Source organism: Psychrobacter sp. UBA3483, from assembly GCF_002377905.1.
GTDB lineage: Bacteria > Pseudomonadota > Gammaproteobacteria > Pseudomonadales > Moraxellaceae > Psychrobacter.
In genome coordinates, this window is sequence record NZ_DFQS01000043.1 from 79758 (window position 1) to 103745 (window position 23988).

Genomic DNA, 23988 nt, shown 5'->3' on the forward strand with positions numbered 1-23988 from the left:
ACTAAGACGCCAAAAGCTATCTTTTAAGGTTGTTTGTCATTGCGCTAAATTGTAGCAAATAAGCGCCAAAATGTCCTTGTCTGTGTGCTTAACGAGCGTAAAACGCCTAAATAATGATAATCACCTCATATAACCTAACAATAAAGATGTGCCATTATGTCAAATTCTATCGATAGTCGCTCAACACCAACCGTTTCGCCGACTGATTATGCCAAGTTTGATCCTGAGACCATCCATCAAAAGCTCAACGCCTCGCTCAGTCGTCCGCAGCTTAATAACGATGGCAGTATTCGCCATTTTTTAGGGGTAGAGGGTTTAAGTAAAGTGCAATTGCAGGCGATTATTGCCAAAGCCGAGACATTTTTTGATGATAATGGGCAACTGATTAATCGCCCTGAGCTTGAAGGCTATACGGTGATGAATTTGTTTTTTGAACCGTCAACGCGCACGCGCACCACTTTTGAAGTCGCTGAAAAGCGTCTCGGTGCCAATGTGCTCAATATCGATATTGAGCGCTCTAGTACCAAAAAAGGCGAGAGCTTACGCGATACCCTGTGGAATCTACAAGCGATGACAGCGGATATTTTTGTGGTACGGCATTCAGCGTCAGGCGCGGCGCATTTTATGGCAACCGAAGTGACGCCTGATATTGCTATTATCAACGGCGGTGATGGCTGGCATGCTCATCCGACGCAAGGCATGCTAGATATGCTGACCATTCACCGTGAAGCACCGAGGCCGTTTGAAGAGTTGTCTGTAGCTATCGTCGGTGATATTAAGCATTCGCGGGTCGCACGCTCTGATATCAGTGCGCTGCAAACCTTGGGTGTTAAAGATATTCGTGTCTGTGCGCCGCGCACTTTGTTACCCAAAGGTATTGAGCGTTTTGGCGTGCAAGTTTATGAAGATATGAACGAATGCGTCACCGGCTGTGATGTCATTATAGGATTAAGAATACAAAATGAGCGTATCGGCTCGCCGCTGCTGGCGTCGTCGAGTGAGTATTATAAACACTATGGTATTACGCCTGAACGCCTAGCACTGGCTAAACCCGATGCGTTGGTGATGCATCCTGGGCCGATGAATCGCGGGGTTGAGATTGCCTCAAGCGTTGCCGATGGTGACCAGTCTGTTATTTTAAAGCAGGTAAATAATGGCATTGCGATTCGCATGGCAGTATTGTCACTGGCAATGGAAGGTCAGCGCGCGCATCAAGCGGCGAGTCAATAATCCTCTGCTGCACTGTTTTATATTTATTTATCCCATTTTATTGATACGGTAATAACGCTCATGGTTCACATTACGAATTCAGATATTCATATGCACGACTTACTTCCAAAAGCATTTAAAGACGGGCTACCAAACACAGTAACCGATAAGCTGGCTTCTCTTGAGTCAGAGCGCGAAATGTGGCTACTGCCGCCCTTGGTTGATTTATGCGCCCGCTTACGCGAACCGGGGCAACAACAACACGGTACGTTAGAGTCAGAAGGGCGTGCGGCCCGTGGCAATGGCTTTTTGCATGTGGTGATTCCACCCGATACCAACCCCATTTTAGAAAATGGCTCGCTATTAAAAGGTTTGCGTGAGCGGGCGCTGAGTGATGGTGGTATTTATTTGCATGTTTTAGGGGCGTTGACCGCAGGCTTAGAAGGCGAGCGACCATCAAATATTGCCGGTCTGAAAAAAGGCGGCTGTATCGCAGTCTCTAATGCGCGTCGACCTTTTCGTAATGACTTGGTGTTACTACGTACTTTGGAGTATGCGGCGACTTTTGGCATGAAAGTATTCTTTTATCCTGATGAGCCAAGTTTGTCTGGTGATGGCGTGGCACATGAAGGTTATATTGCCTCATATCATGGTCTGCAAGGGATTCCTTGGATTGCTGAAACCGTCGCCTTATCAACACAGTTATTGATGGTGGAAGAAACGGGTATTGCAGCACATTTTAGCCAGTTATCTTGTAAGTCTTCGATTGAGCTGATGCGCTGGGCGAAAGACAAAGGTCTGCCGGTGACTTGTGATGTAGCGATGCATCAGCTGTACTTAACCGATGATAATCTAAAAGGCTTTAATGCCCAAGCTTATGTGCTACCACCGCTGCGTAGTAATACCGATCAGCAAGCCATTCGCCGCGGGCTAAAAGATGGCACCATTGATGCGATTTGCAGCCATCATGAGCCATTAAATAGTACCGCTAAAAAAGCACCATTTGCTGAGAGTACGCCCGGTATCTCAAACTTTGATACCTTTATGGCGCTGGCGTGTCAGTTGGTACGTGATGAAGTATTAACTTTAGAACAGTTGGTCGATAAAATCTGTCTGAACCCAGCAAAAATTGCGGGTATTAGTGAGCAGTATGAAAGTATCGGCGGCGCGGTATTGGTCGATCCTAATCTAGAATGGCAAGTAACCACAGAATCCATGCTATCAAATGGGAAAAACACACCATTCTTTAATGAGCAGTTGCAAGGCCGTGTGGTGGAGACTTTCTTTGCCTAATTTGCCCAGACAGGATGACAGTCTGCTACCATCCTCGAAGGATAATAACCAAGATTTAACCAGTCAGCCGCATACACCGCGCAGTGGCGCTAGTACCTCTAGCGAATCGATCAAAGCGGTGGCAATCTATGAGGTGGTCAAAGGCGTTGGTGCGCTATTAGGGGCGGGGGCTTTATGGTCCTGGCATAGTGACCTTGAGCATTGGCTAACGACAGCGACTGCGTCTTGGCAGCAAGTCTTTGGGCAACTACTAGCACCACAAGTTGATAGTGCGGTACGCATAGCGCAGCAGGCAAGCAAAAATTGGCCAGTATTTTTATTGCTCATTTTTGCTTATGCCAGTTTGCGCTTTCTTGAAGCTTATGGTTTGTGGCAAGATAAAACTTGGGCATATTGGTTTGGAGTATTGGGCTATGGGATATTTATTCCTATTGAGCTTTATTATTTGTTTGCTAGCCCATTTGACTGGTTTAAACTTGCCATCTTGCTATCAAACATTATTATTGTGATCGTGGTTTATCGCAATATGAAGCGCAAAGGTTTGATATAGCTAGGCTGTTATACAAACCAATAAACGGATTCAATAGACCTAAAAAAGCCAGTATAAGCGATGATACTTATACTGGCTTTTATTTTATTAAAACGACTAAATCAATACTCTTTAAAGCCTATATTTCTGAGACTTTTTCATCAGTACGAATACTTTTGGCGACTTTACCGACGCTCAAACCTTGCACCAAGATAGAGAATATCACCACCGCATAAGTCAGCGCCAATAAAATATCGCGCTCGCTGCCTGCTGGCAGCTGCAAGACCAGAGCAACCGAAATCCCGCCACGTAATCCGCCCCATGTCAGTACTTTCCACGCCCCTTTTGGCAAATCAAGCTGACGATGAAAGGTTTTGGTGGTCATGCCAACCACGATAAAGCGTGCAACTAGGGCAATAACAATGGTCAAACCAGCGGCGATAAATAAATTGCCCGAATAAGCAATCATCACCACCTCTAAACCAATCAAGACAAATAAAATGGCGTTGAGAATCTCATCAATCAATTCCCAAAATAAATCAATATAATGGCGCGTTTTATCACTCATCGCCAGTGCCCGTCCACGATTACCTACCATTAAGCCCATCATCACCATCGCAAGTGGCCCTGATAAATGCCAATGGCTGGCGAGTGCATAGCCGCCTATGACGCCCGCCAGCGTTAATAACACCTCTTCTTGGTAGCTGTCGATGCTTTTGAGCATATAATACAAAATTGCGCCGAGCACTAAGCCAAAGATAATCCCGCCACCAGCTTCAACGGCTAAGGTATGAGCAACATAGTTGGCCGTTGGGATGTCGCCGCTCGATAAAATGCCGAGCAGCAGGACAAAAATAACCACGCCGATACCATCATTAAATAATGACTCACCTGCAATGACGGTTTCAATACTTTTTGGCGCGCCAGCCGAGGCCAAAATACCCATCACGGCGATTGGATCGGTCGGTGATATCAAAGCGCCAAATAATAAACACCATAAAAAAGGCAGCCCAAAACCAAATAGTGGCAGCATAAAATAAAGGGCAGCGGCAATCAGTAGCGCCGATACAAGAGTACCAACACAAGCAAGGATACCAATCGGCAATTTATAACGTTTTAAATCGCCAATATTGACGTGGAGCGCGCCCGCAAAGAGCAACATAGACAGCATGCCGTCCAATAAGACCTCGGTAAAATCAAGTTGCTCCAATAAGCTCACTTCATAATCAATCAGCTCATCAAACCCTAAAAAGCCCAAAAATATCGCGCCGATAGATAATAAAATGGAGATGACCATCACGCCAATAGTCGTTGGCAGGCCAATAAATCGATGATTGACATAAGTCAGTAAGGCAGTAATCGATAAAAAAATAGCGCTGATTTCTAGTACGGTCAAGCTGCTGGTAGGAGCCATAAAAAGGTCTCAAATAATGATAAAAAGTCGTCCCAATTTTAGGGCTTAGGAGGGGTAATGGGGTTTTATTTTAGTTATTTTTGTGCTGGCTTACCAGTTATGAATAACAAACTTATTTTTAGCAATAAAGCTACTTTAGATATTATCTTGATTGCGTTTGTAGGGCTCGATGAATATGAGCATCAAACTTAGAGACATAAGCAAAGTATTGATGCTGGGCATTGTCGCTGAGAATAAACTGCTTGGCTTGCTCACACATGGCGCTTAAGTCATCGACCAAGGCTTGATAGCTGAGATTGTCTTGTCCCGCACGTTCAACCAATGTCAGCTCATGTAATAACGTTTGCTGCTGAGCATTATTAACTTTGGCATAATTAAGGTCTACCATTGCCTGACAAAGCGCCTTTAACACCATCAAGTCTGCGGTCGCGTAACGCCGTATCTCGCCAAGCGATATATCGATAAAGTCGGATATTTTAGGGGTATGAGTCACGACGGCTAATATGGCGTCGCGTGGTTTATTTTTTACATTTTCAACAGTGTAGCTGTCTGAGTTCGCTTTATCTGGCGCAGGTTGCTTTGAGGTTGATTGATTGAAAGTCGACTTATCTGGACTGGGTATATGGAAATGATAGGGACTTGGCGGCTGACGACGCATCATAATGCTAAGACAGCTGGTCAAAGACTGTACGCAGTTCACCGCTGTTTTTGGGTCGTTAATACCCGGCGAGAGGGCGCGTACCGCAATTTCGGTCATTTGTCCCAAACTATAAGCGATATCGTTAGAATGGCTTAAGCGCTGCTCAATACGGATACAGCCAGCAAAGCGTTGCCAAAACAAGCTATCCGGCCTGCGCGGCACGATAGCAAGTTTTGGCGTGTTGGTCTGCTGGCGATTGTCTGAATGATTGGCTGGACGCTGATAAAAATAGCCAATAATATTTCTATCAGTGACAAAATCACCAAGATTGGCATTGATTTGCACCACGCCTGCATAATCTTGGCTCAAGGTCACCAATGATTTAAGGTAGATTTGCTGCAAATAGCCTGAGCTTGGCGCATAAATTGGCGTTGCAGACCAAGTGTGAAACTGTTCGACATCCTGATGCACAACGTCACGTTGATGCTTGATATCACAGCGGTCTTTATACCAGTAGTGAATATTTTTAATCGCCTCATTACTGGCGCCTTCGATCACATGCGATGCCTGAATCGCATGCACCATATGCTGCACAAAATACACCAATAATAACGCGCAAATAATCGCCATGATAATGCCAAAGGTCACCGCCAATTGCGGTACACCAAAGGCAACATCGTATTTATGAATCGCTTTTAACACCAATAAACTATAGCTAAAGGTGCCAATAAACGCGCCTAAAACAAACTGATTGGGCGTATCGGTTAAAAAATTACGCAGCAGTCGAGGACCAAATTGCGAAGACGCCATTGATAACACGGCAATGGTAATCGAAAAAGTAGTCCCCGCGACACCGAGTACGGCACCGGCAATGGTGGTCATGATAGCGCGGGCAGCTTCATCATCGCCGGTAAAAGCAAAACTTAGCTCTCTAACCGTCTCGCGGTCAAAATGTTCATCAATCGTGACCAATATGGGCGCGAGTAGAATACCCGCTAACACACAAGCGCTAGGAATAAACCAATAAGAACCAATCAGCTGCTGCCACAGATTTTTTAGGCGATCGGGTAAATCCAATAGCGTCTGTAGCGACCAGAGCTGGGCAAATTGCTTTAACCTGTGCATCAGGGAGAGTAATAGCGACTTAAGCCAGCCACTTTTAGGGTGTTTATCCAATATAATGCGCTCCAAAAATGACCTAAAAACCAAGCAAGTGCTATTGATAGAAGCTGTGCTGTTGCACCACTGAATAAAGAGACTTAAAGAGACTTAAAGAGACTTAAAGAGACTTGAAGAGAATTACCTTACCATATAAATAGGATCGTTTAAAAATTTAGTAAAAATAAGCCCCTATGATAGGAGCTTATTTAGAGGTTACAGTGAATAAAAAAATTATAGTAACCTTATCTCACTATAGGCTTATCCGCCTCCGTAATAATATCGTCTCTCCTCCCAATTCTGTGGTCAAGCGTAGAAGGTTTATTCTCATCAATATCTTTAGGAATGATGATTTCATTGTTATTCTCATCACACTCCACGTCGCTGTCTTTATCATAAGCGATAGGATCAAAGGCTGGCGTGACGTTACTTTCTTTATCTTCCTCAGATAAGGGACTAGAAGTTGCAGCGCTCGATTTTCTAAAGAGTTTAGAGCGATTTTTTTTAGTTGAACCCTCTGCATTTTCCGCTGACTTTTTACGGGGTTCACTATGAGCGAAAATAGCATTTAATGGCATGTTCAATTGCTGTTTGGCATAGGCTTCAGTGTTCTCAAAACGATCAACCAATAAGCTCAGCCAAGGTTTTTGGTCCTCAATGCTCATCTCATCAAGCTCATCTTTGATAGGCAGAGGATAAGGCAGGGTGCGATAAAAATCCCACAAGGTCATTTTGCTCAAATCTTTTTTCAGCACATAATCTTCTTCTTCGGTCATGGTGATAAGATTGCTGTCTTGTAGATAGTTAATATAGGTATACCATTTCGGCAGCTCTTTGCGCCCTAGGACATTACGCAGCGCTTGCTCGCTCACTGCTTCGCCTTTTAAATGATGGGTATAAACGAGATTTAACATATCAAGCAAACTTAGGAGCGGGTGGCGCGGATAAACCTCTTCGGTCTCAAAAATGGTCAAGGTATAACTAATCTCAACGCCGAGCAAAATCAAATTCCACGACAGATAGATCCATAATAAAAAGATTGGCAGCGCGGCAAACGCCCCATAAATGGCCTCGTAGCTGGTAAAATTCGCCATGACCGTACCAAAAAGGTTCTTCATTAACTCAAAAATAATCGCCACAAAGACACCCGCTATCGCCGCATTTTTTGCAGGGACACGCGCTTTAGGTATAAACCAGTACATACTGATAAAACCAGCCACCGTGACCGCAATAGAGACGACTTGAATCCAAAACGACCAGTCGATACCGTAGCCGGCGATTTGTCGGTTTAAGAAACTTAAGCTTTGCACCGTACTTGAGACAATAAATGCCGTGCCTAAAATCAGCGGACCTAATGTCACAATCGTCCAATAGCGCAGAATACTTTTCATACCGCCAGAACGGTTTTCTACCCGCCAGATTTGGTTAAAAGCGCGCTCAATGGTGGTCAAAGTCATGATGGTGGTAAAAAACAACACCATCGAACCGATGATGGTCAGATTAGATGACTTTTCAGCGAAGTTATTGATATATTTGCTGACCTGCAAGCTAGATTGCGGCAACAAGTTGCTATATATCACTTCATAAATCTGCGCTCTAACCGACGCAAGCGCTGGCACTGACGACAAAATCATCAAGAGTACCGTTAGGATCGGTACAATCGATAATAGCGTCGTATAAGTTAGCGAGGCGGCTTTTTGTTGGCAGTTGTCTTCAAAAAAGTGCCGCGTCAAAAAACGTAGAAACTGAAACCAACGTTGGTGTAAAAAAGGGATTTTTTTTAATAAATTTTCCATGACGACCATTTAACGGCAATAAGAGTGCGAATAGTGTAACAAAAGTAAGCGTGCAGAATCTGCCATTGAATTGTGTCAAAATGCACTGAGTCAGTGTTGGTTTACATGGTTGTCTATAGCATCTACAAAACGCTATTGCTAAATGGGCTTTGTTTGCTGTCAGTGCATGACTCGGGCATAATGTGCACATCTATTATTCATGCGGGTCATTCATAGTGTGGTTGACGCGCCTTTGACATTTTATTTTAACAATTTTGTAAGGATGTTTTGCTAATGAGTCAGACCGCCCCTTATGTTTTGGTGCTTTATTATTCAAATTATGGTACGACTAAGACATTAGCATATGCCATTGCTCAAGGTATTGAAGACGCTGGCATGACGGCGCGTATTCGTACGGTACCGACCGTCGCGCCTGAAACCACTGCAACTAAGCCTGCCATTCCTGATGAGGGCGACCTTTATTGCACCATGGACGATTTAAAAGACTGTAGCGGGCTTGCGCTTGGTAGTCCGACGCACTTTGGCAATATGGCCGCACCGATGAAGTATTTTTGGGACAATACCGTCACCCTATGGCTGGCTGGCAATCTGCAAAACAAGCCAGCTGCGGTATTTACGGCTACCGGTTCGATGCACGGCGGGCAAGAAACGACCTTGTTGACCATGATGATGCCGCTATTGCACCACGGCATGATGATTGTGGGCGTCCCTTATGCTGAGCCTGCGTTAAATAGAACGCAGCGTGGCGGCTCGCCTTATGGCGCAAGTCATGTCAGTGGCGCGTTACACGACCAACCGGTATCGGCAGATGAGCGCGAGCTGGCGATTGCCCAAGGTCGGCGTTTGGCAATAACTGCGTCTGCCTTAGCGCAAGCCAATTGGAAGCGTTAATTAACCTTTATAGGTTGCCGCTTGCTGTTATCAATTAGGAAATACATATCTCTCATGGCTATTAATCACTCCAATCAGGACCGTAATATCGACACGCCCGCAGCAAAAACGACTGAGACGGTTAATGCGCAAAAGCCGATAGCGCCCATACGTCAGCGTTTGATGGTGACGTGGTTGATTTGGCTGGCGTTTAGATTATTGGCGTTGCCGATTTTAATCAGCGTCTTTAATCCAAGTAATCCAGATGTTATCGGCGGTATTGCTTGGCAAGCATTATGGTTGCTACCGGCGCTGGTTTTAACGCCATCGATATTACGCGGGCGTTCGCCTTATGCGCTATTGATAGACAGTATGTTTACCTTGGTTTATCTTGGCGCGAGTGGGGTGGTGTTGTTGACCCGTGTTTATGGCAGCAGTTGGGCTGAGATAATGGTATATCTGCTTGATTTTGTGTTATTACTTACCATCAACGTCTGGTTATTTATCTTGCTAAAACGTCTACCGTCAATGAATAATGTCGTTAAGCAGCCACGTTCTCGCTAGATGAGTCTTGGCATCTTGTATTGTTGCAACCTATATTGATAGCAAAAAAGCGGCGCTCTAATTGGAGCGCCGCTTTTTTACGTTAACCATTTATACAAAGATAATGGCTTAATTTACTTTGGTTAATTCTAAGTCCATCTTTTTACCATCGTTAATCTGACTAACCTTAACTGGTAGATAATCTAAGCTTGGCGCCAACCAAAAACTGGTCGAACGGCTATTATCATCGTGCACGCGGTCGACACGCACGGTATCAAATGTTCCAGCTGGCACGGTGATTTTAGTATTGCCTGATTTTTTAAAGGGCGTTTTCTCAATTTTGTCTTTTTTCGCCATGTAATAGTTGCCAGAGAATTTACCATTTAATAAATCTTGGCGAATTTGCACCTCAAGGCTCAAATCATCAAAGGCTTGCTGCGCCATATTTAAGGTCGTCGATTTGCCGCGATAGTTACTCACCACCTTTTTACTGCTTGGATTAAAATCCAACTTATGGGTACGACCAACGCCCAATAGTTTATAAGTGGTGCTGGCTTGGGTCGGTACTACATTATTACCGTTAATAGTAAAGGTACTATTTTGCGCGGCGGTGGCGACACCAGCAACGCGAGCATTGACATTGTATTTCCAGGTATTACCAGCTTTATTCAACGTACGAGTCGCTGTGCCTTTATATTTATCTTCAATGGTGAAACTATAGTTCGCGCTTGAAGGTTCAACACTCTTGGCGCTGGCAAGGGTAGGTGCGGTCATACTTAAAGCTCCAATCGCAGCAATGCTTGCCCCAGTGGTTAAGGCACTTAAAAACTTAGAGGGGCTGCGTTTCGGGTTATTAGAATTGATTGATAGGGATTGTTTATTTTGTGATAAAAAACTCATGGATATTCCTTAATCTGGTTTCAGGCTGTGTTATCAGCTTTTACTTATAAATATTGTCTTTTGTTTGACTGTTGGCTTTTATTTATAGGGTTTATTATGTGCTCACCCTTATATATTGTCATACTCTGTTACATTTTCAAGGGCGGGGGCAAAGTGAAGCGTTTGGCTATTGTAGTTAATGTTGCTGGCTTTGCTAAAGCAGGCACAGGCCGTAACTTGCTGTAAACTTGGTAAGAAATAGGGAGGTTAATTGGCTGATACCGCTAAAAGCTTCATTTATAATCGCTCATTTTCTGCCTTATTATTTGATGGAAGGCTTATTGTTTTATAACAATGCCTAAGCCTTTAATAGCGTGCAATTTAATCAATGGACTATTTATCACTCTCACTACTGCTTGCATAGGCAATGATGTGCAAAATTCTTGTAAATTTTTGGACTTTACACTTGAAGCAAACTTGCCTTGCCCCCACTTTCTGATACAAGCTCAAAGCTTATCTAAAGAATGCTGTTTTTAAGCAGACATTCTGCTAGATCTTGGTATTGAGATCATTTATTCAAATAAACCTTTATGTTAACTAACCAAATTTTGGAGTCGTATCGATGAATATTCGTCCTTTACATGACCGTATTGTCGTCCGCCGTATCGAAGAAGAAACAAAAACGGCTGGTGGTATCTTGCTTCCTGGTTCAGCTCAAGAAAAACCGTCTCAAGGTGAAGTGCTAGCAACCGGTAACGGTCAGATTCGTGACAACGGTGAAACTCGTGCGTTAGATGTAAAAGTTGGCGATAAAGTCTTGTTCGGTCAATATGCGGGTCAAACGGTAAAAGTTGACGGCGAAGAGCTATTGATTATGAAAGAATCTGACGTCTTGGGTGTGCTAGAAGGCTAATTGCTGATAAGGCAATGTTGGCTAACATTTTTTTGGCTAACAACTTTTAGCCAATACCTGTTATACCCAAGAGCATTTATAAAAAAATATCATTGAAACATTTAATTGCATTCTCATACTTATAATAGTGGAGTAATTTAACATGGCAAAAGACGTAAAATTCGGCATTGATGCCCGTAAACAAATGATGGACGGCGTAAACGTTCTAGCAAATGCGGTAAAAGTCACGCTTGGCCCGAAAGGTCGTAACGTGGTTATCGATAAATCATTTGGCGCCCCGACCATCACTAAAGATGGGGTTTCGGTTGCCAAAGAAATCGAACTTGAAAACAAATTTGAAAACATGGGCGCACAATTGGTGCGTGAAGTGGCGAGCCGTACCAACGATGTTGCCGGTGATGGTACAACGACTGCAACCGTATTGGCGCAATCAATCTTGGTTGAGGGCATGAAGTCAGTTGCTGCGGGCATGAACCCAATGGATCTTAAGCGCGGTATCGATAAAGCGGTACGTGCAGCGGTTGAGCAAATCCATGAGTTATCAACCCCTGCTGACGATTCAAAAGCGATTGCGCAAGTAGGTTCTATCTCTGCTAACTCAGACACTAAAATCGGTGAGCTGATTGCCCAAGCGATGGAAAGAGTCGGTAAGCAAGGCGTTATCACCGTTGAAGAAGGTTCAAGCTTTGAAGATACCTTGGAAGTGGTTGAAGGTATGCAGTTTGACCGTGGTTATATCAGCCCATACTTTGCCAATAAGCAAGACAGCTTAACCGCAGAATTTGAAAACCCATATATCTTGCTTGTTGATAAAAAAATCAGCAATATCCGTGAAATCGTGCCATTACTTGAGCAAGTCATGCAGCAAAGCAAACCGTTGTTAATCATTGCTGAAGACGTTGAAAACGAAGCATTGGCTACTTTAGTTGTAAACAACATGCGTGGCGGCTTAAAAACTTGTGCCGTTAAAGCACCAGGTTTCGGCGATCGCCGTAAAGCCATGCTAGAAGATATCGCAACGCTAACTGGCGGTACGGTTATCTCTGAAGAGATTGGTCTAAGTTTAGAGACTGCTACTCTAGAGCAACTTGGTACAGCCAAGAAAGTCACTGTCGGTAAAGAAAATACTGTGATTGTTGATGGCGCTGGTAACAAAGCGGACATCGAAAACCGTGTTGAATCTATCAAACGTCAAGTTGAAGAATCAACGTCTGACTACGATAAAGAGAAGCTGCAAGAGCGTATGGCAAAACTTGCTGGCGGCGTTGCCGTTATCAAAGTTGGTGCTGCGACTGAAACTGAAATGAAAGAGAAAAAAGACCGTGTTGATGATGCGCTACATGCGACTCGTGCAGCGGTTGAAGAAGGCGTTGTCCCTGGTGGCGGCGTTGCCCTAGTTCGTGCAATGAATGCATTGTCTGAGCTACGTGGCGATAACGATGACCAAAACGCGGGTATTAGAATCCTTCGCCGTGCGATGGAAGCGCCATTACGTCAAATCGTGACCAACTCAGGTGAAGAAGCGTCAGTGGTGGTTAACGAAGTGAAAAGCGGCAGCGGTAACTACGGTTACAACGCAGCTTCTGGCGAATACGGCGATATGCTAGAGATGGGTATCCTTGATCCAGCAAAAGTATCACGTTCAGCACTAGAAAACGCCGCTTCTGTAGCAGGCCTCATGCTTACAACTGAAGTCATGATTACTGATTTACCGCAAGGTGATGATGGTATGGCTGGCATGGGCGCTGCTGGTGGAATGGGCGGTATGGGTGGCATGGGCGGTATGATGTAATCAGCCTCTTAACCTGTAATGCTTAATACTATAATTTTCACTTTATAGTAATTGGTAAAACAAAACCCCGGTAGGCTAAGCTTATCGGGGTTTTTTATGCGTACTAGATGTTTGTTTAAAGGCTACTGACTTGCTTCATCCCGACGAAAAGTCCACGTTTTATCATCAGACAGCTCATCGACATAATAATAGCCTGCCAAATCAAACTGCTTTAACTGCTCAGCATTGGTTAGTTTATTATCAGCAGCATATTTCACCATCAATCCGCGTGCTTTTTTGGCATAAAAACTAATCACTTTATATTGACCATTTTTCTCGTCTTCAAATCGTGGTGTGATAATTTCAGCATTGAGCGCTTTCTTTTTTATTACCTTAAAATACTCATTAGAAGCAAGGTTAACCAACACTTTGTCTTCACTATCCGCCATGCGCGCATTGATTGTTTTAGTCACTTCTTCGCCCCAAAACTCGTAAAGATTATCCCCGCGCTCATTTTTTAGCTTGGTGCCCATCTCTAAGCGATATGGCTGAGTCAAATCGAGTGGTTTCAGCACACCATAAAGCCCTGACAAAATACCCAAATGTTCATTGATATAGATGGCGGTTTCTTTGTCCATATGATACATATCAAGCCCGCTATAAACATCCCCGTCAAATAAATAGCCTGCCGGTTTGGCGTTGTCGTCCGTAAAGGGAGTATTTGTACTCCAAGCCCAGTCTTTATTACGCTTAGCATTGAGTTGCGCCAAATCGTCAGAGATGCTCATCAGCTCTTGTAAATCAATCGGCTCTTTGGCTTTTAAGTTTTTCATGAGCACCTGCGCATGCTCAATCAGCTCGGGCTGACTATAGTAATTGCCGAGATTGACTGGCACAGTGTCTTTTTCATTAAGCGATTTGGCAGGGGAGAGTAAAAAATACATGGTTATTCCTTATTTATAGTAGGTCAATGGGTGTTCTATTGAGCGGTCAAGTTTTCTTATTATACGTTAGGCAGTATTTTATCTTGACTTAGTCTTAGCGGTTTTGTATTTTTAAGCGTCATCGTAGACATATGTCAAACCTTAAGCCAATTTTTATATTTATCGTGAGCTAATAGCTTACAGGCTTTGCGCGCTTTTGGAAAAAATAAAAGTTTTTAATATAACAATAAAAGTTATGATGATGGTGTAAATGCCTAACTTTTTATTTTACTTGTGGGTCATCATTAGACAATGAAAGTTTGCAGATGTTATCTCTATAATAAAAAGGCATGATGGCAAAGAAGCTATCATTTATTAAATTGATAATCTTTGGTCTTAAGTTCTTAACCAACCGTGACCAAAGATTTTTTTGTCCCCTGTGCTTTTTAAAGATGCGTTGCGGGTGTTAAAAGATAGTCATTAAACGTGAGTATAGTCATTTGACGTAAGTAAGGAGACGGTATGAAGATTGGTGTTATTAGTGCAGATAGCGCGAGTGAAAAACGGGTAGCGCTAACCCCAGACGCGGTAAAAAAATTACGTAAACTAGGGTTTGAAGTCGTCATTCAGTCAGGTGCAGGTCAAGCGGCATATTACGCTGATGAGTTGTATCAGGCAGCGGGTGCTGATATTGCCAATAGTAGTACCGAGGTCGTCAACCAAGCGCAAATTATTACTACCGTCAATGATTTGCCAGCAGCGGTGACTGAGCATTTAACAGCCGGTCAAGTGGTCATTGGTATGCTTGACCCATATCGCAATAGCCAGCTAGATACTTATGCGGCCAAAGGTGCAACCGTCTTTGCTATGGAGTTATTGCCACGTACTTTGTCACGTGCGCAAAATATGGACGTCTTATCGTCACAAGCCAACCTTGCCGGTTATAAAGCGGTATTGCTTGCTGCTAATGAATACTCGCGTCCATTCCCGATGTTTATGACCTCAGCGGGTACGGTGAAACCTGCCAAAGTCGTCATCTTAGGCGTTGGCGTTGCAGGTTTGCAGGCGATTGCGACGGCGAAGCGTTTAGGCGCCGTCGTTGAAGCCAGTGATTTGCGCCCTGCCGCCAAAGAACAGGTAGAATCACTTGGTGGTAAGTGGCTTGACGTGCCAATGAGCGAAGACGAAGCGCAAAAAGCCAAAGCCACGGGCGGTTATGCATGGACGCCCTCTGAGCAATATATCAAAGATCAGGCTGCTGTGGTGGATAAAGCCTTGAGCAACGCCGATATCGTCATTACCACCGCGCAGATTCCTGGACGTAACGCGCCGCGCTTAGTGCACGGGGCAACGCTTGCCAAAATGAAAGCTGGTTCAGTACTGATTGATATGGCCGCTGGCACTGGTGGCAACGTCGAAGGCAGTGTGCCTGATGAAACCATTACCACGCCAAACGGTGTGCGTATCGTCGGGGCAGCCAATATCCCATCACAACTGGCGGCGCAGTCTTCAGATTTATATGCCAATAACCTTGTTAATTTTATCACTACTTTAATGGCTCCTGCAGCTAAAGACGACGCTTCAGCGAAAACACTGGCACTGAATTTAGACATGAATGATGAGATTCAAGGCGCGTTAGCGGTGACGCATGACAACCAAGTACGTCTTGCTAAACGCTAAGCCTTAAACATCCAGTCTCGAATTTCATTACCTTACATTTGCCAGACACGAACAAATTTTTAGGAGGATTAGATGATTGCCACTATTTTAGCGGCAGCGCCAGCGGGTGCGGCCATGAGTAGCACACCGTTTGTAGCGATTTTCACGGTATTCGTGCTCGCTATTTTCGTCGGATATTACGTCGTTTGGGGCGTCACGCCAGCACTGCACACGCCATTGATGGCAGTAACCAATGCCTTATCAAGTATCGTTATCGTCGGCGCGATGCTACAAACCGTCACCATTGACGGCGCGATGTTTACCCCGACCAGCTTGCTCGGTGCCTTTGCAGTATTTTTAGCCAGTATCAATATTTTTGGTGGTTTTGCGGTGACGGAGCGTATGCTGGCGATGTTTAAACCAAAAGTAAAAAAAGCGCCAGTACTTGAAACTGCGACGACTGAAAGTGGAGGCGATGCATGAGCGATTTAACAAATATGATTGCAGCAAATGCAGATTGGTTTTATTTAATCGGTGCTATCCTTTTTGTCTTAACCTTGCGTGGTCTTTCTAGTCCAAAAACCGCCATTCGTGGTAACCGTTTTGGTATGGTAGCAATGGCTATTGCGGTCGCAACGACCTTTTTCTTAGCCGAAGGCCCTGTGCTGTGGTTAATCATTGGCGCCATGGTATTGGGTGCACTCGTTGGTATGTGGAAAGCAAAAACGGTCGCCATGACCCAAATGCCAGAAACTGTCGCTTTGATGCACTCCTTTGTTGGTTTGGCGGCGGTGGCGATTGCCTTAGCGACCGTACTGCATACTGAACAACAGCATGGCGCTGTCGCCCGTGCTGAACTGTTTATCGGTTGCTTTATTGGTGCGATCACCTTCTCAGCGTCTGTTTTCGCCTTTGGTAAATTGGCCGCAAAAAGTTGGGCAAAAACCCTAGTAGGCAGCTGGGTAAAGCCAGTACAAGCAATCTTATTTATCGCGATGATTGGTTTTGGTATCGTCTACTTTATGACCGATTCATTACCAGCTTTTTATGCGATGGCCGTATTGGCCGTAATATTTGGTTGGATGTGGATTGCGCCAATCGGTGGCGGTGATATGCCAGTGGTTGTGTCGCTATTGAACTCATTTTCAGGTTGGGCAGCAGCGGGTATCGGTTTTACCCTTGGCAACTCGATGCTGATTATCGCAGGTTCGCTCGTTGGTTCGTCAGGCGCGATTTTATCTTACATCATGTGTAAAGCCATGAACCGCTCTCTACTAAACGTTTTGTTTGGTGGTATGGGTACGACAGCTGCCACTACAGGCGCAGATGATGGCGCACCTAAAAACTACAAAGCCGGTTCGGCAGAAGACGCAGGTTTCCTCATGTCTAATGCCAGCAGTGTGGTGATTGTACCGGGCTACGGTATGGCGCAGGGCCGTGCTCAAAACGCGGTCAAAGAATTGTATGAGCTATTAAAAGAGGAAGGCGTCAATGTTCGCTTTGCGATTCATCCGGTTGCTGGTCGTATGCCAGGCCATATGAACGTACTATTGGCGGAAGCTGACGTGCCTTACGATGACATTCTTGAGATGGATGAGATTAACTCCGACTTTGCCAGTACCGATGTGGTCTTAGTCATTGGTGCCAATGACGTTGTCAACCCATCGGCAAAAGATGATCCATCATCCCCAATCTTTGGTATGCCAATCTTAGAAGTCAGCAAAGCGCAGACGGTCATGGTTATCAAGCGTTCAATGAGCACGGGCTATGCAGGTCTAGATAACAGCTTGTTCTACATGGACAAAACCATGATGATCTTTGGTGATGCCAAGAAAATGGTTGAAGAGATGGTACGTAGTATCAATGGCGGCGGTCATTAATTGCTAATCATCTACTAATAATATTTTCACGAAAAAGTCACTGAGGTGGCTTTTTTTGCGTTAAGGTAGGCAGCCTTTATCGAAGCTATATTTACTCATCATTAATACAGAATAACCGTGCAGAGACTTCCTTTATGAACATGTTGATACGTTTTTTTATTATGGTCAGCTTATTAAAGCAGCAGCTGAAACAGCAAACGGCTAATGAACACCTAAGTGTCGAGACATTAACCAAACCAATTGTGCGCCACTATCGCGTATTGCCACACGACATGGGTTTTCGCGACCATTTGCCCAACTATCGCTACTTGTCTTTTATTGAGTTAAACATCACTAAATGGCTGATGGCCTGCTGTCATCAAAAGGGGATTAAAAATCTCGGCTGGATTATTGCCATGCAAGAAATGGTCTATCTCAAAGAAATTAAATTCCTGAATAAAATGACGGTAAATAGTACGCTTGTCGGCTGGGATAAAAAATACGTCTATTTTGAAAGCCGCTTTTTTGTAAAAAATCAGTTAATGGGTGTTGGTATGACCAAGTTTGTCTTAACCGATAAAAAAGGCAAATGTGCACCAGAGATATTGGATATGACAGGTGAGCAAACAAATGAGGTTATTGATTCTTGGAATCAGCATCAAGTAGCGATTAAGTCTGCAGAAACAAGACAAAAAGCTAACGCAACAAAGGCCGCATAACGAACTTGTCTATAAACGGTTAGCGAAGTTTGATAGGATAGGGGTTAGTAAGTTACCAAGTAAATCGTTAGACGCGTAACCAGTCAAACTGACCAGCAGTTCGATACAAGCTATAAAATAAATAACAGTTAAGGAGCTACCATGACCCCGCAAAAACTAAAATGGACAGACAGCTTAGATATCGCTATTGAGCTTTATGAAAAATTCCCCGAGACCGATCCACAGTACATTCGCTTTACTGATTTGCATCGCTGGGTAACGGAATTAGAAGGTTTTGATGATGATCCGCAAAAATCAAACGAGGGTATCTTAGAAGCCATTCAAATGAATTGGATTGATGAAGCGGATTAAGGCAGTTTTGCTCATTTAATCGCACATAAAATAAAAATCACATAGCACAACAGGGCAGGCAGCATCATGACATCACAAATTAAAGAGCTACCCGAAGCGATAGCTTGCAAGGGTATTAGCGTACGCACTACTAATCAAGCTGAAATCAGCCACGAAACGGCAAAATTAGGCCGGTTATGGCAAAAGTTTTATCAAAACTACATGGGTGATTTGCCTGAAGATCAGGATATTTATGGTATCTACCACAATTATGAAAGTGCTGATTTAGTAGGGGCGTTTGATGTTGTCGCTGGTTGGGAAGTGGACAATGGGCAGGCGCAGCCGGATAATGGGGCGGTCGCCGATAAGAGCAACCATGTAACGATAACCATTCCTGCAGGAAAATACTTAGTCTTTTCTGAAACAGGCAATATGCCTAATACAGTCATGAATGCGTGGGAGAAGGCGTGGGAGTACTTTAACGACCCAAGCTGTGAGCATACTCGTAGTTATAATGTCGATTTTGAGCACTATATTGATGGTAATTTAGAGTATGGGCAAGTTGATGTTTATATTGGGATTGAGTGAAGCTAGCAAATAGCTTAATTGACTTGGGTTGTTCAAGTCATTATCGATAAAAAATAATGATAAAAAAGCGCCAAATCTGTATACATGGCGCTTTTTTATCATTTATAACTAATCCAGCAATAAGTTTTCTAAAATCCCTTCATATATCTGCACCAATTTCCCCAAGTCATCTATTTCCACCTTTTCATCAACCTGATGAATGGTGGCATTACGTACGCCAAGCTCAACCACTTGCGCACCCGTTGGCGCGATAAAGCGTCCGTCTGAAGTACCCCCTGATGTAGATAATGTGGTATCAACATCGGTCACAGATTTAATCGCTTGCTGGCAGGCTGAGACCAATTTGCCTTCAGGGGTTAAAAATGGCTGACCGGATAATTTCCAGTTAATATCATAACTGGCTTTATTGTTTTCAAAATATTTATCAAAGATAGCATGAGTTTTTGCTTTTAATTCTTCTTGCGTCGTTTCTGTAGAAAAGCGGAAATTAAAGATAACGGTTAGCTTTTCAGGGATGACGTTGGTCGCGCCCGTACCGCCATTGATATTAGAGATTTGCAGGGAAGTTGCAGGGAAGTAGTCATTGCCGTTATCCCAAGTGGCATTGGTTAATTCTGCTAACGCCGCCATTGCCGCATGAATCGGATTGCAAGCCAGATGCGGGTAGGCAACATGACCTTGTTTGCCAGTGACGGTAAGCTCTGCGCCCAATGAGCCGCGGCGACCATTTTTAATGATATCGCCAAGGGTGTCGGTACTTGATGGCTCACCAACGAGGCAATAGGTAATTTTCTCATTGCGTGCTTCAAGCGTTTCAATGACTTTAACCGTGCCATTGATGGACGGACCTTCTTCATCTGAGGTGATTAAAAAAGCAATAGAGCCATTGTGCTTAGGATGATTGGCGACAAAACGCTCGGCGGCAACGGTAAAAGCAGCAATGCCAGTTTTCATATCAGCGGCACCGCGTGCCCATAAATAACCATCAGCGATGGTTGGGGTAAATGGTGGATATGTCCAATTGTTTTTATCACCCGTAGGCACGACGTCGGTATGACCAGCAAAACAAATAACCGGCTCAGTGGTGCCACGGCGCGCCCAAAGGTTTTTGACTTCCGCTTGTTCGCCTTTTACCTGTCTATCACCGTAATACATAAATTCGCAATTAAATCCAGCCTGCGTCAGACGCTCTGATAATATATCTTGGCAGCCATCATCATCGGGGGTGACGGATGGGCGTTCAAGTAGGGCGATGCTTAGCTCTAGCGTTTGCTGTTGATGGGTTTTACTATTATTTTCTGAACTCATGACAGTCCTAGATATGTTGTTTTGATGTTTATAATTTGAGGTCTGAAAAAATTTAGTTTTTATCCAAGTCAATTTTTTCATAATCGCCGTAATATATTGCTAGATACTCTGTAATGCAATTTTTGGCTGGGGTATTACTATAATTTTTAACTTTGTCACTGTTGTAAGGATGCACATAGCCAGCTGCAGAAATGACTTCACCCATTTTATAACTTGTTTCTAATAGTTTTAAAGTCTTATTATGGCTATCAAAAGTTGCGTGTCCTTCGGGAAATACAGGTGTCATCCATCTGCTTCCATCAAATGCAAGTAGACACCCATTCTCATATTTGAATTCAGTAGTAATAGCGGTCGGATTAATTATTAGAGGTTCTTCAGGAGTGGATTTTGGCAAATAATAGCTAAAAAATAACTCATTGTGTTGTTGAGTAGACGTTTGATGATTAAGTGTCTCGCAGCTTACAATTAGAGGGAGCATAACAATTAAGAGTAAGCTTTTAAATGAGGTTTTATGCATTGTCATTATCCTTAATTAACAAGGCTTATTTAAAGTAATAGCTGATGAATGTTAAATATTGTCTTCAACAAAAGGCACCAGACCATCACGGCGCATCCAAGTCGCGATAGAATAACGCTGACGATGAGCAATTTGCACCTGATGTTGTAGGTCACTATCAAATATGACCAGTCGATTGGCAACAGGCATAACATCATGGTGGACGCCATATTTATCGACAATTTCTAAAGCGCCGCCGTCACTATCGCTCCAATCATCATTAAGATAAAACACTGCTGAGATAACGCGCTCATTACGCCCAGCTGGATTATCGCTATGCCATTGATAGCCAAAGCCCACTGGATAGCAGGCATAATGTGCTTCACTATGGCGAATGCCGGCAAACAAGCTTTGATTGAATAAAGCAGCAAGCGCATTGATGCTTTGCAAATAATAAAACCCGGCAAAGAAATTTTCGGTAATCCAGCGAATACGGTCGCCGCGAATATCACTGACCCGAATACCGGCCGTCAGCTCGGCGTCACGATAGTCAATAAAACCGCTCTCAGATTGCAGGGCTAATAGTGCTTTATTCTCAAACACTTCATCAATAATCATCCAGCCATCATCTACAAACGTATCTAGTTGTTGATCGGTCAGCTTCTTTTGCCAACCAATATCGAAGTCGGAGAATTGTAATTCATGCTGAGTGAGCGGCGTTTGACTTTCGTCATCGCTAGGTGGGTATAGTAGTGGCGGGTTATCCGCTCCAATTGGATGATCGACGACTAATTGCGTCACTTCAAGATTGCTAATAATCTGCGTCATTTTGCCTCGCCGTTATCGATAAACATGCCAATGACTGTCAATACACAGCCAATCCATGCCTTTTTACCAAAACCATCGTTATCTTTTACCCTGTCTATGCTACCATAGATGCAATTTTTCTTATTTAAACTTTTGATCTTATGAATTATAAACACGCCTATCATGCTGGTAACTTTGCCGATGTCGTTAAACACATTTTATTGGTACAACTGCTGAATCAATTGGGGCAAAAAAACAAACCTTTTTATGTGCTGGATGCTTACGGCGGTCGTGGACTGTATTCGCTCGGCAGTGAAGAGGCGCGCAAAACGGGCGAAGCCAAAGGCGGTATCCAAGCTTTGGTAAAAGCTGACGTCGAAAAAGCACCGGCGGCCGTCAAAGACTATATGGAAGGCATTAAGCAAGCGCGTTTCACGTATGATAAAAAAGTCTATCCCGGGTCACCGTGGTGGATTGCCCATCATGTTGAAAAAAATCCCGATGCCGGCGTGCGCGGTGAAGCGTTTGAGGCCAAAGCCAGTGAATATGATGCACTGAATTATCAGCTGCATAAATTGCCGATTGGTATTCATCATCGCAATTCTTTTGAAGGTATCGCTGCCGTGATTCCACCAAAAGAGAAGCGTGGTCTGATTTTCCTTGACCCGCCTTACGAGCAAGAGCATAAAGACTTTACCCGCCTGATTGACCTATTGGTGCATTCTTATAATAAGTGGCCGCAAGGTACTTACGCGTTATGGTATCCAATTAAAAACATGGAAGCGGTTGAGCTATTCTACAAAAAGCTAAAACGTACAGAGATGAGACGTCAATTGGTCTGTGAGCTCAATATCTATCCTAACGATATCGCTGTCGGCCTCAACGGTACAGGGTTACTCGTTATCAATCCGCCTTGGCAATTTGACAATCACGCGCGTGAGATTTTACGTTTCTTGCAGCCAATATTAAAAGTTGCAGATGCTCCAGACATGTCTCCTGATAGTGCCACCAATGTGCGCTGGCTGGTCGGCGAATAAGGATATCGTTATGACGACGGATCAATCATCAAGTAGCATGGGCAAAGATAGCCTTGCAAAAGACAGTCTGGCAACCGACAAGGTTATGAATGACGGCTTGGTAAAAGAGCCACTCTTACAAGATAGTGCTGCCACTCAGCCGCCTTTTGTCGATGAGCATGAGTTCAATATTCGCCTAGCGGATAATGACAATTATGATGGCTTAACCTTTGAGGTGATTGAAGCAGAGGTCGCCGAAGGCAAACGCGTGGTCAGTCGCGGTGTGTATTTAGCGCCTAATCTGATTACCACTTTATCCTTACTATCGGGTTTTTATTCTATTTTAGCCAGTACTCAAGGCGAGTTTTATAAAGCCTCACTGGCGATTTTCTTATCCGCCATTCTTGATGGCGCCGATGGGCGCGTCGCGCGTATGCTTAATGCGCAAAGCCCTTTTGGCGAGCAGTATGATTCGCTTGCCGATATGCTGGCTTTTGGCGTGGCACCAGCGATTTTAATTTATAGCTTTGCTTTAGAGCCGTTAGGTCGTATCGGTCTTGGCTGCGCGTTTGTCTTTACCGCTTGCGCCGCATTTCGTCTGGCACGTTTTAACGTTCAGGTCGGCATTGTCGATAAAAAATACTTCGTCGGTTTGGCAAGTCCGCTCGCGGCTATCTTAGTTACCGCCGCTGTCATGGTGGCGGTCGATCATAACGAATGGGTCGGGCAATACGATACTGGCATCATGTTGTTATTTGCCGCGTGGGTGGTTATCTGCGGCTTATTGATGGTCAGTAACGTCAAATACTATAGCTTTAAAGAGTTCGATAAAAAGAAAGTGCCATTTGTGGTGCTTATCATTGGCGTACTGGTGATGAGTATCATCTTATATGATATCCCTGTGGGCATCTTAGCCATCGGTATCATCTATGCATTATCAGGTATCGTAACCACCTTAAAGAGTAAAATGTAAGACTAAAGCCAAAATCTCAGATTTAAATCCTAAGCAATCAAGGGGTTAGAAGATATATCAATTTAAATTCTTAAACCCCCTTGACCCCCTACTAAAACCGCGTATAATGCCACCCAGTCGAAAGGGAGGGCGGATTGGAGAAGTGGTTTACCACTTATTATTAATAGCGGGTTTTAACCAAACTACTACTTAATCATCCAGCCCAGCGAATTCATTTTAGATTAACCTAGTTTAAAATAAAATAATTTACTTCTTGACTTACTAATTTAAGTGTCTATAATACGCACCTCATTAG

Annotated in this window: 23 protein-coding genes; 15 read left to right on the forward strand and 8 right to left on the reverse strand. The window is 43.9% G+C overall.

The window, feature by feature from the left end; all coding sequences use genetic code 11:
- Window positions 1-156: 156 nt before the first annotated feature.
- From B2866_RS07615 to B2866_RS07625, 3 genes are all read left to right on the forward strand, one after another.
- Window positions 157-1230 carry an aspartate carbamoyltransferase catalytic subunit gene (locus B2866_RS07615; protein ID WP_296192322.1) on the forward strand — a complete coding sequence of 358 codons (1074 nt, stop codon included), beginning with the start codon at window positions 157-159 and terminating at the stop codon, window positions 1228-1230.
- A gap of 90 nt (window positions 1231-1320) precedes the next feature.
- On the forward strand, window positions 1321-2502 hold the full coding sequence (locus tag B2866_RS07620; RefSeq protein WP_296192325.1) for a dihydroorotase: 1182 nt from the start codon (window positions 1321-1323) through the stop codon (window positions 2500-2502).
- Window positions 2495-3052 carry a DUF2127 domain-containing protein gene (locus B2866_RS07625; RefSeq protein WP_296192328.1) on the forward strand — a complete coding sequence of 186 codons (558 nt, stop codon included), beginning with the start codon at window positions 2495-2497 and terminating at the stop codon, window positions 3050-3052. Before B2866_RS07620 ends, B2866_RS07625 begins: the two co-directional genes overlap by 8 nt.
- A gap of 118 nt (window positions 3053-3170) precedes the next feature.
- On the opposite strand, the gene B2866_RS07630 is transcribed toward B2866_RS07625, so the two are convergent.
- The 3 genes from B2866_RS07630 to B2866_RS07640 all read right to left on the reverse strand — a co-directional run bounded on the left by B2866_RS07630 (window position 3171) and on the right by B2866_RS07640 (window position 8039).
- A complete protein-coding gene (locus B2866_RS07630; RefSeq protein WP_296192331.1) occupies window positions 3171-4445 on the reverse strand; it encodes a cation:proton antiporter in 1275 nt (424 codons plus the stop codon).
- A 142-nt stretch (window positions 4446-4587) separates the two neighbouring features.
- Window positions 4588-6210, reverse strand: coding sequence for a DUF2254 domain-containing protein (locus B2866_RS07635; RefSeq protein ID WP_409520852.1), 1623 nt, complete (start codon window positions 6208-6210; stop codon window positions 4588-4590).
- A 278-nt stretch (window positions 6211-6488) separates the two neighbouring features.
- The gene (locus tag B2866_RS07640; RefSeq protein WP_296192336.1) at window positions 6489-8039 is read right to left on the reverse strand and encodes a YihY family inner membrane protein; all 1551 of its coding nucleotides are present in this window, start codon (window positions 8037-8039) and stop codon (window positions 6489-6491) included.
- Between the two features lie 273 nt (window positions 8040-8312).
- Between B2866_RS07640 and wrbA the strand changes: the two genes are divergently transcribed.
- Together wrbA and B2866_RS07650 are read left to right on the forward strand one after the other, a co-directional pair.
- On the forward strand, window positions 8313-8930 hold the full coding sequence (gene wrbA / locus B2866_RS07645) for an NAD(P)H:quinone oxidoreductase (protein ID WP_201541921.1): 618 nt from the start codon (window positions 8313-8315) through the stop codon (window positions 8928-8930).
- 54 nt (window positions 8931-8984) lie between these two features.
- A complete protein-coding gene (locus B2866_RS07650; protein WP_296192339.1) occupies window positions 8985-9473 on the forward strand; it encodes a hypothetical protein in 489 nt (162 codons plus the stop codon).
- Between the two features lie 108 nt (window positions 9474-9581).
- On the opposite strand, the gene B2866_RS07655 is transcribed toward B2866_RS07650, so the two are convergent.
- Complete coding sequence (locus B2866_RS07655; protein WP_296192342.1) at window positions 9582-10352, reverse strand: DUF3108 domain-containing protein; 771 nt, start codon at window positions 10350-10352, stop codon at window positions 9582-9584.
- 601 nt (window positions 10353-10953) lie between these two features.
- Here B2866_RS07655 and B2866_RS07660 point away from each other — a divergent pair.
- Both B2866_RS07660 and groL read left to right on the forward strand, forming a co-directional pair.
- Window positions 10954-11244, forward strand: coding sequence for a co-chaperone GroES (locus B2866_RS07660; protein WP_068406801.1), 291 nt, complete (start codon window positions 10954-10956; stop codon window positions 11242-11244).
- A 142-nt stretch (window positions 11245-11386) separates the two neighbouring features.
- A complete protein-coding gene (groL, locus tag B2866_RS07665) occupies window positions 11387-13036 on the forward strand; it encodes a chaperonin GroEL (RefSeq protein ID WP_296192349.1) in 1650 nt (549 codons plus the stop codon).
- Between the two features lie 122 nt (window positions 13037-13158).
- On the opposite strand, the gene yaaA is transcribed toward groL, so the two are convergent.
- On the reverse strand, window positions 13159-13959 hold the full coding sequence (gene yaaA, locus B2866_RS07670) for a peroxide stress protein YaaA (RefSeq protein ID WP_296192352.1): 801 nt from the start codon (window positions 13957-13959) through the stop codon (window positions 13159-13161).
- 501 nt (window positions 13960-14460) lie between these two features.
- Between yaaA and B2866_RS07675 the strand changes: the two genes are divergently transcribed.
- The 6 genes from B2866_RS07675 to B2866_RS07700 all read left to right on the forward strand — a co-directional run bounded on the left by B2866_RS07675 (window position 14461) and on the right by B2866_RS07700 (window position 19093).
- Complete coding sequence (locus tag B2866_RS07675; protein ID WP_201541916.1) at window positions 14461-15618, forward strand: Re/Si-specific NAD(P)(+) transhydrogenase subunit alpha; 1158 nt, start codon at window positions 14461-14463, stop codon at window positions 15616-15618.
- Between the two features lie 114 nt (window positions 15619-15732).
- Complete coding sequence (locus B2866_RS07680; protein WP_200663874.1) at window positions 15733-16080, forward strand: proton-translocating transhydrogenase family protein; 348 nt, start codon at window positions 15733-15735, stop codon at window positions 16078-16080.
- Window positions 16077-17477, forward strand: coding sequence for an NAD(P)(+) transhydrogenase (Re/Si-specific) subunit beta (locus B2866_RS07685; protein ID WP_409520850.1), 1401 nt, complete (start codon window positions 16077-16079; stop codon window positions 17475-17477). The genes B2866_RS07680 and B2866_RS07685 overlap by 4 nt, the downstream gene beginning before the upstream one ends.
- A gap of 134 nt (window positions 17478-17611) precedes the next feature.
- Entirely contained in the window at window positions 17612-18175 is a 564-nt protein-coding gene (locus B2866_RS07690) for an acyl-CoA thioesterase (protein WP_296192355.1), read from the forward strand.
- Between the two features lie 141 nt (window positions 18176-18316).
- Window positions 18317-18526 carry a Fe-S cluster assembly protein IscX gene (gene iscX, locus B2866_RS07695; RefSeq protein ID WP_021812734.1) on the forward strand — a complete coding sequence of 70 codons (210 nt, stop codon included), beginning with the start codon at window positions 18317-18319 and terminating at the stop codon, window positions 18524-18526.
- Between the two features lie 66 nt (window positions 18527-18592).
- On the forward strand, window positions 18593-19093 hold the full coding sequence (locus B2866_RS07700) for a GyrI-like domain-containing protein (protein WP_296192358.1): 501 nt from the start codon (window positions 18593-18595) through the stop codon (window positions 19091-19093).
- A 108-nt stretch (window positions 19094-19201) separates the two neighbouring features.
- On the opposite strand, the gene dapE is transcribed toward B2866_RS07700, so the two are convergent.
- The 3 genes from dapE to B2866_RS07715 are packed head-to-tail and all read right to left on the reverse strand — an operon-like array spanning window position 19202 to window position 21725.
- Window positions 19202-20401 (reverse strand): succinyl-diaminopimelate desuccinylase, encoded by a 1200-nt coding sequence (gene dapE / locus B2866_RS07705; protein ID WP_296192361.1) that lies wholly within the window; start codon window positions 20399-20401, stop codon window positions 19202-19204.
- Window positions 20402-20453: 52 nt separating this feature from the next.
- Window positions 20454-20918: a hypothetical protein gene (locus B2866_RS07710; protein WP_296192364.1), complete on the reverse strand. Its 465-nt coding sequence runs from the start codon at window positions 20916-20918 to the stop codon at window positions 20454-20456.
- Window positions 20919-20969: 51 nt separating this feature from the next.
- Window positions 20970-21725 (reverse strand): 2OG-Fe(II) oxygenase, encoded by a 756-nt coding sequence (locus B2866_RS07715; protein ID WP_296192367.1) that lies wholly within the window; start codon window positions 21723-21725, stop codon window positions 20970-20972.
- A gap of 140 nt (window positions 21726-21865) precedes the next feature.
- Between B2866_RS07715 and B2866_RS07720 the strand changes: the two genes are divergently transcribed.
- A complete protein-coding gene (locus B2866_RS07720; protein ID WP_296192369.1) occupies window positions 21866-22741 on the forward strand; it encodes a 23S rRNA (adenine(2030)-N(6))-methyltransferase RlmJ in 876 nt (291 codons plus the stop codon).
- Window positions 22742-22751: 10 nt separating this feature from the next.
- Window positions 22752-23693 (forward strand): CDP-diacylglycerol--serine O-phosphatidyltransferase, encoded by a 942-nt coding sequence (pssA, locus tag B2866_RS07725; protein ID WP_296192373.1) that lies wholly within the window; start codon window positions 22752-22754, stop codon window positions 23691-23693.
- The last annotated feature ends 295 nt before the right edge of the window (window positions 23694-23988 follow it).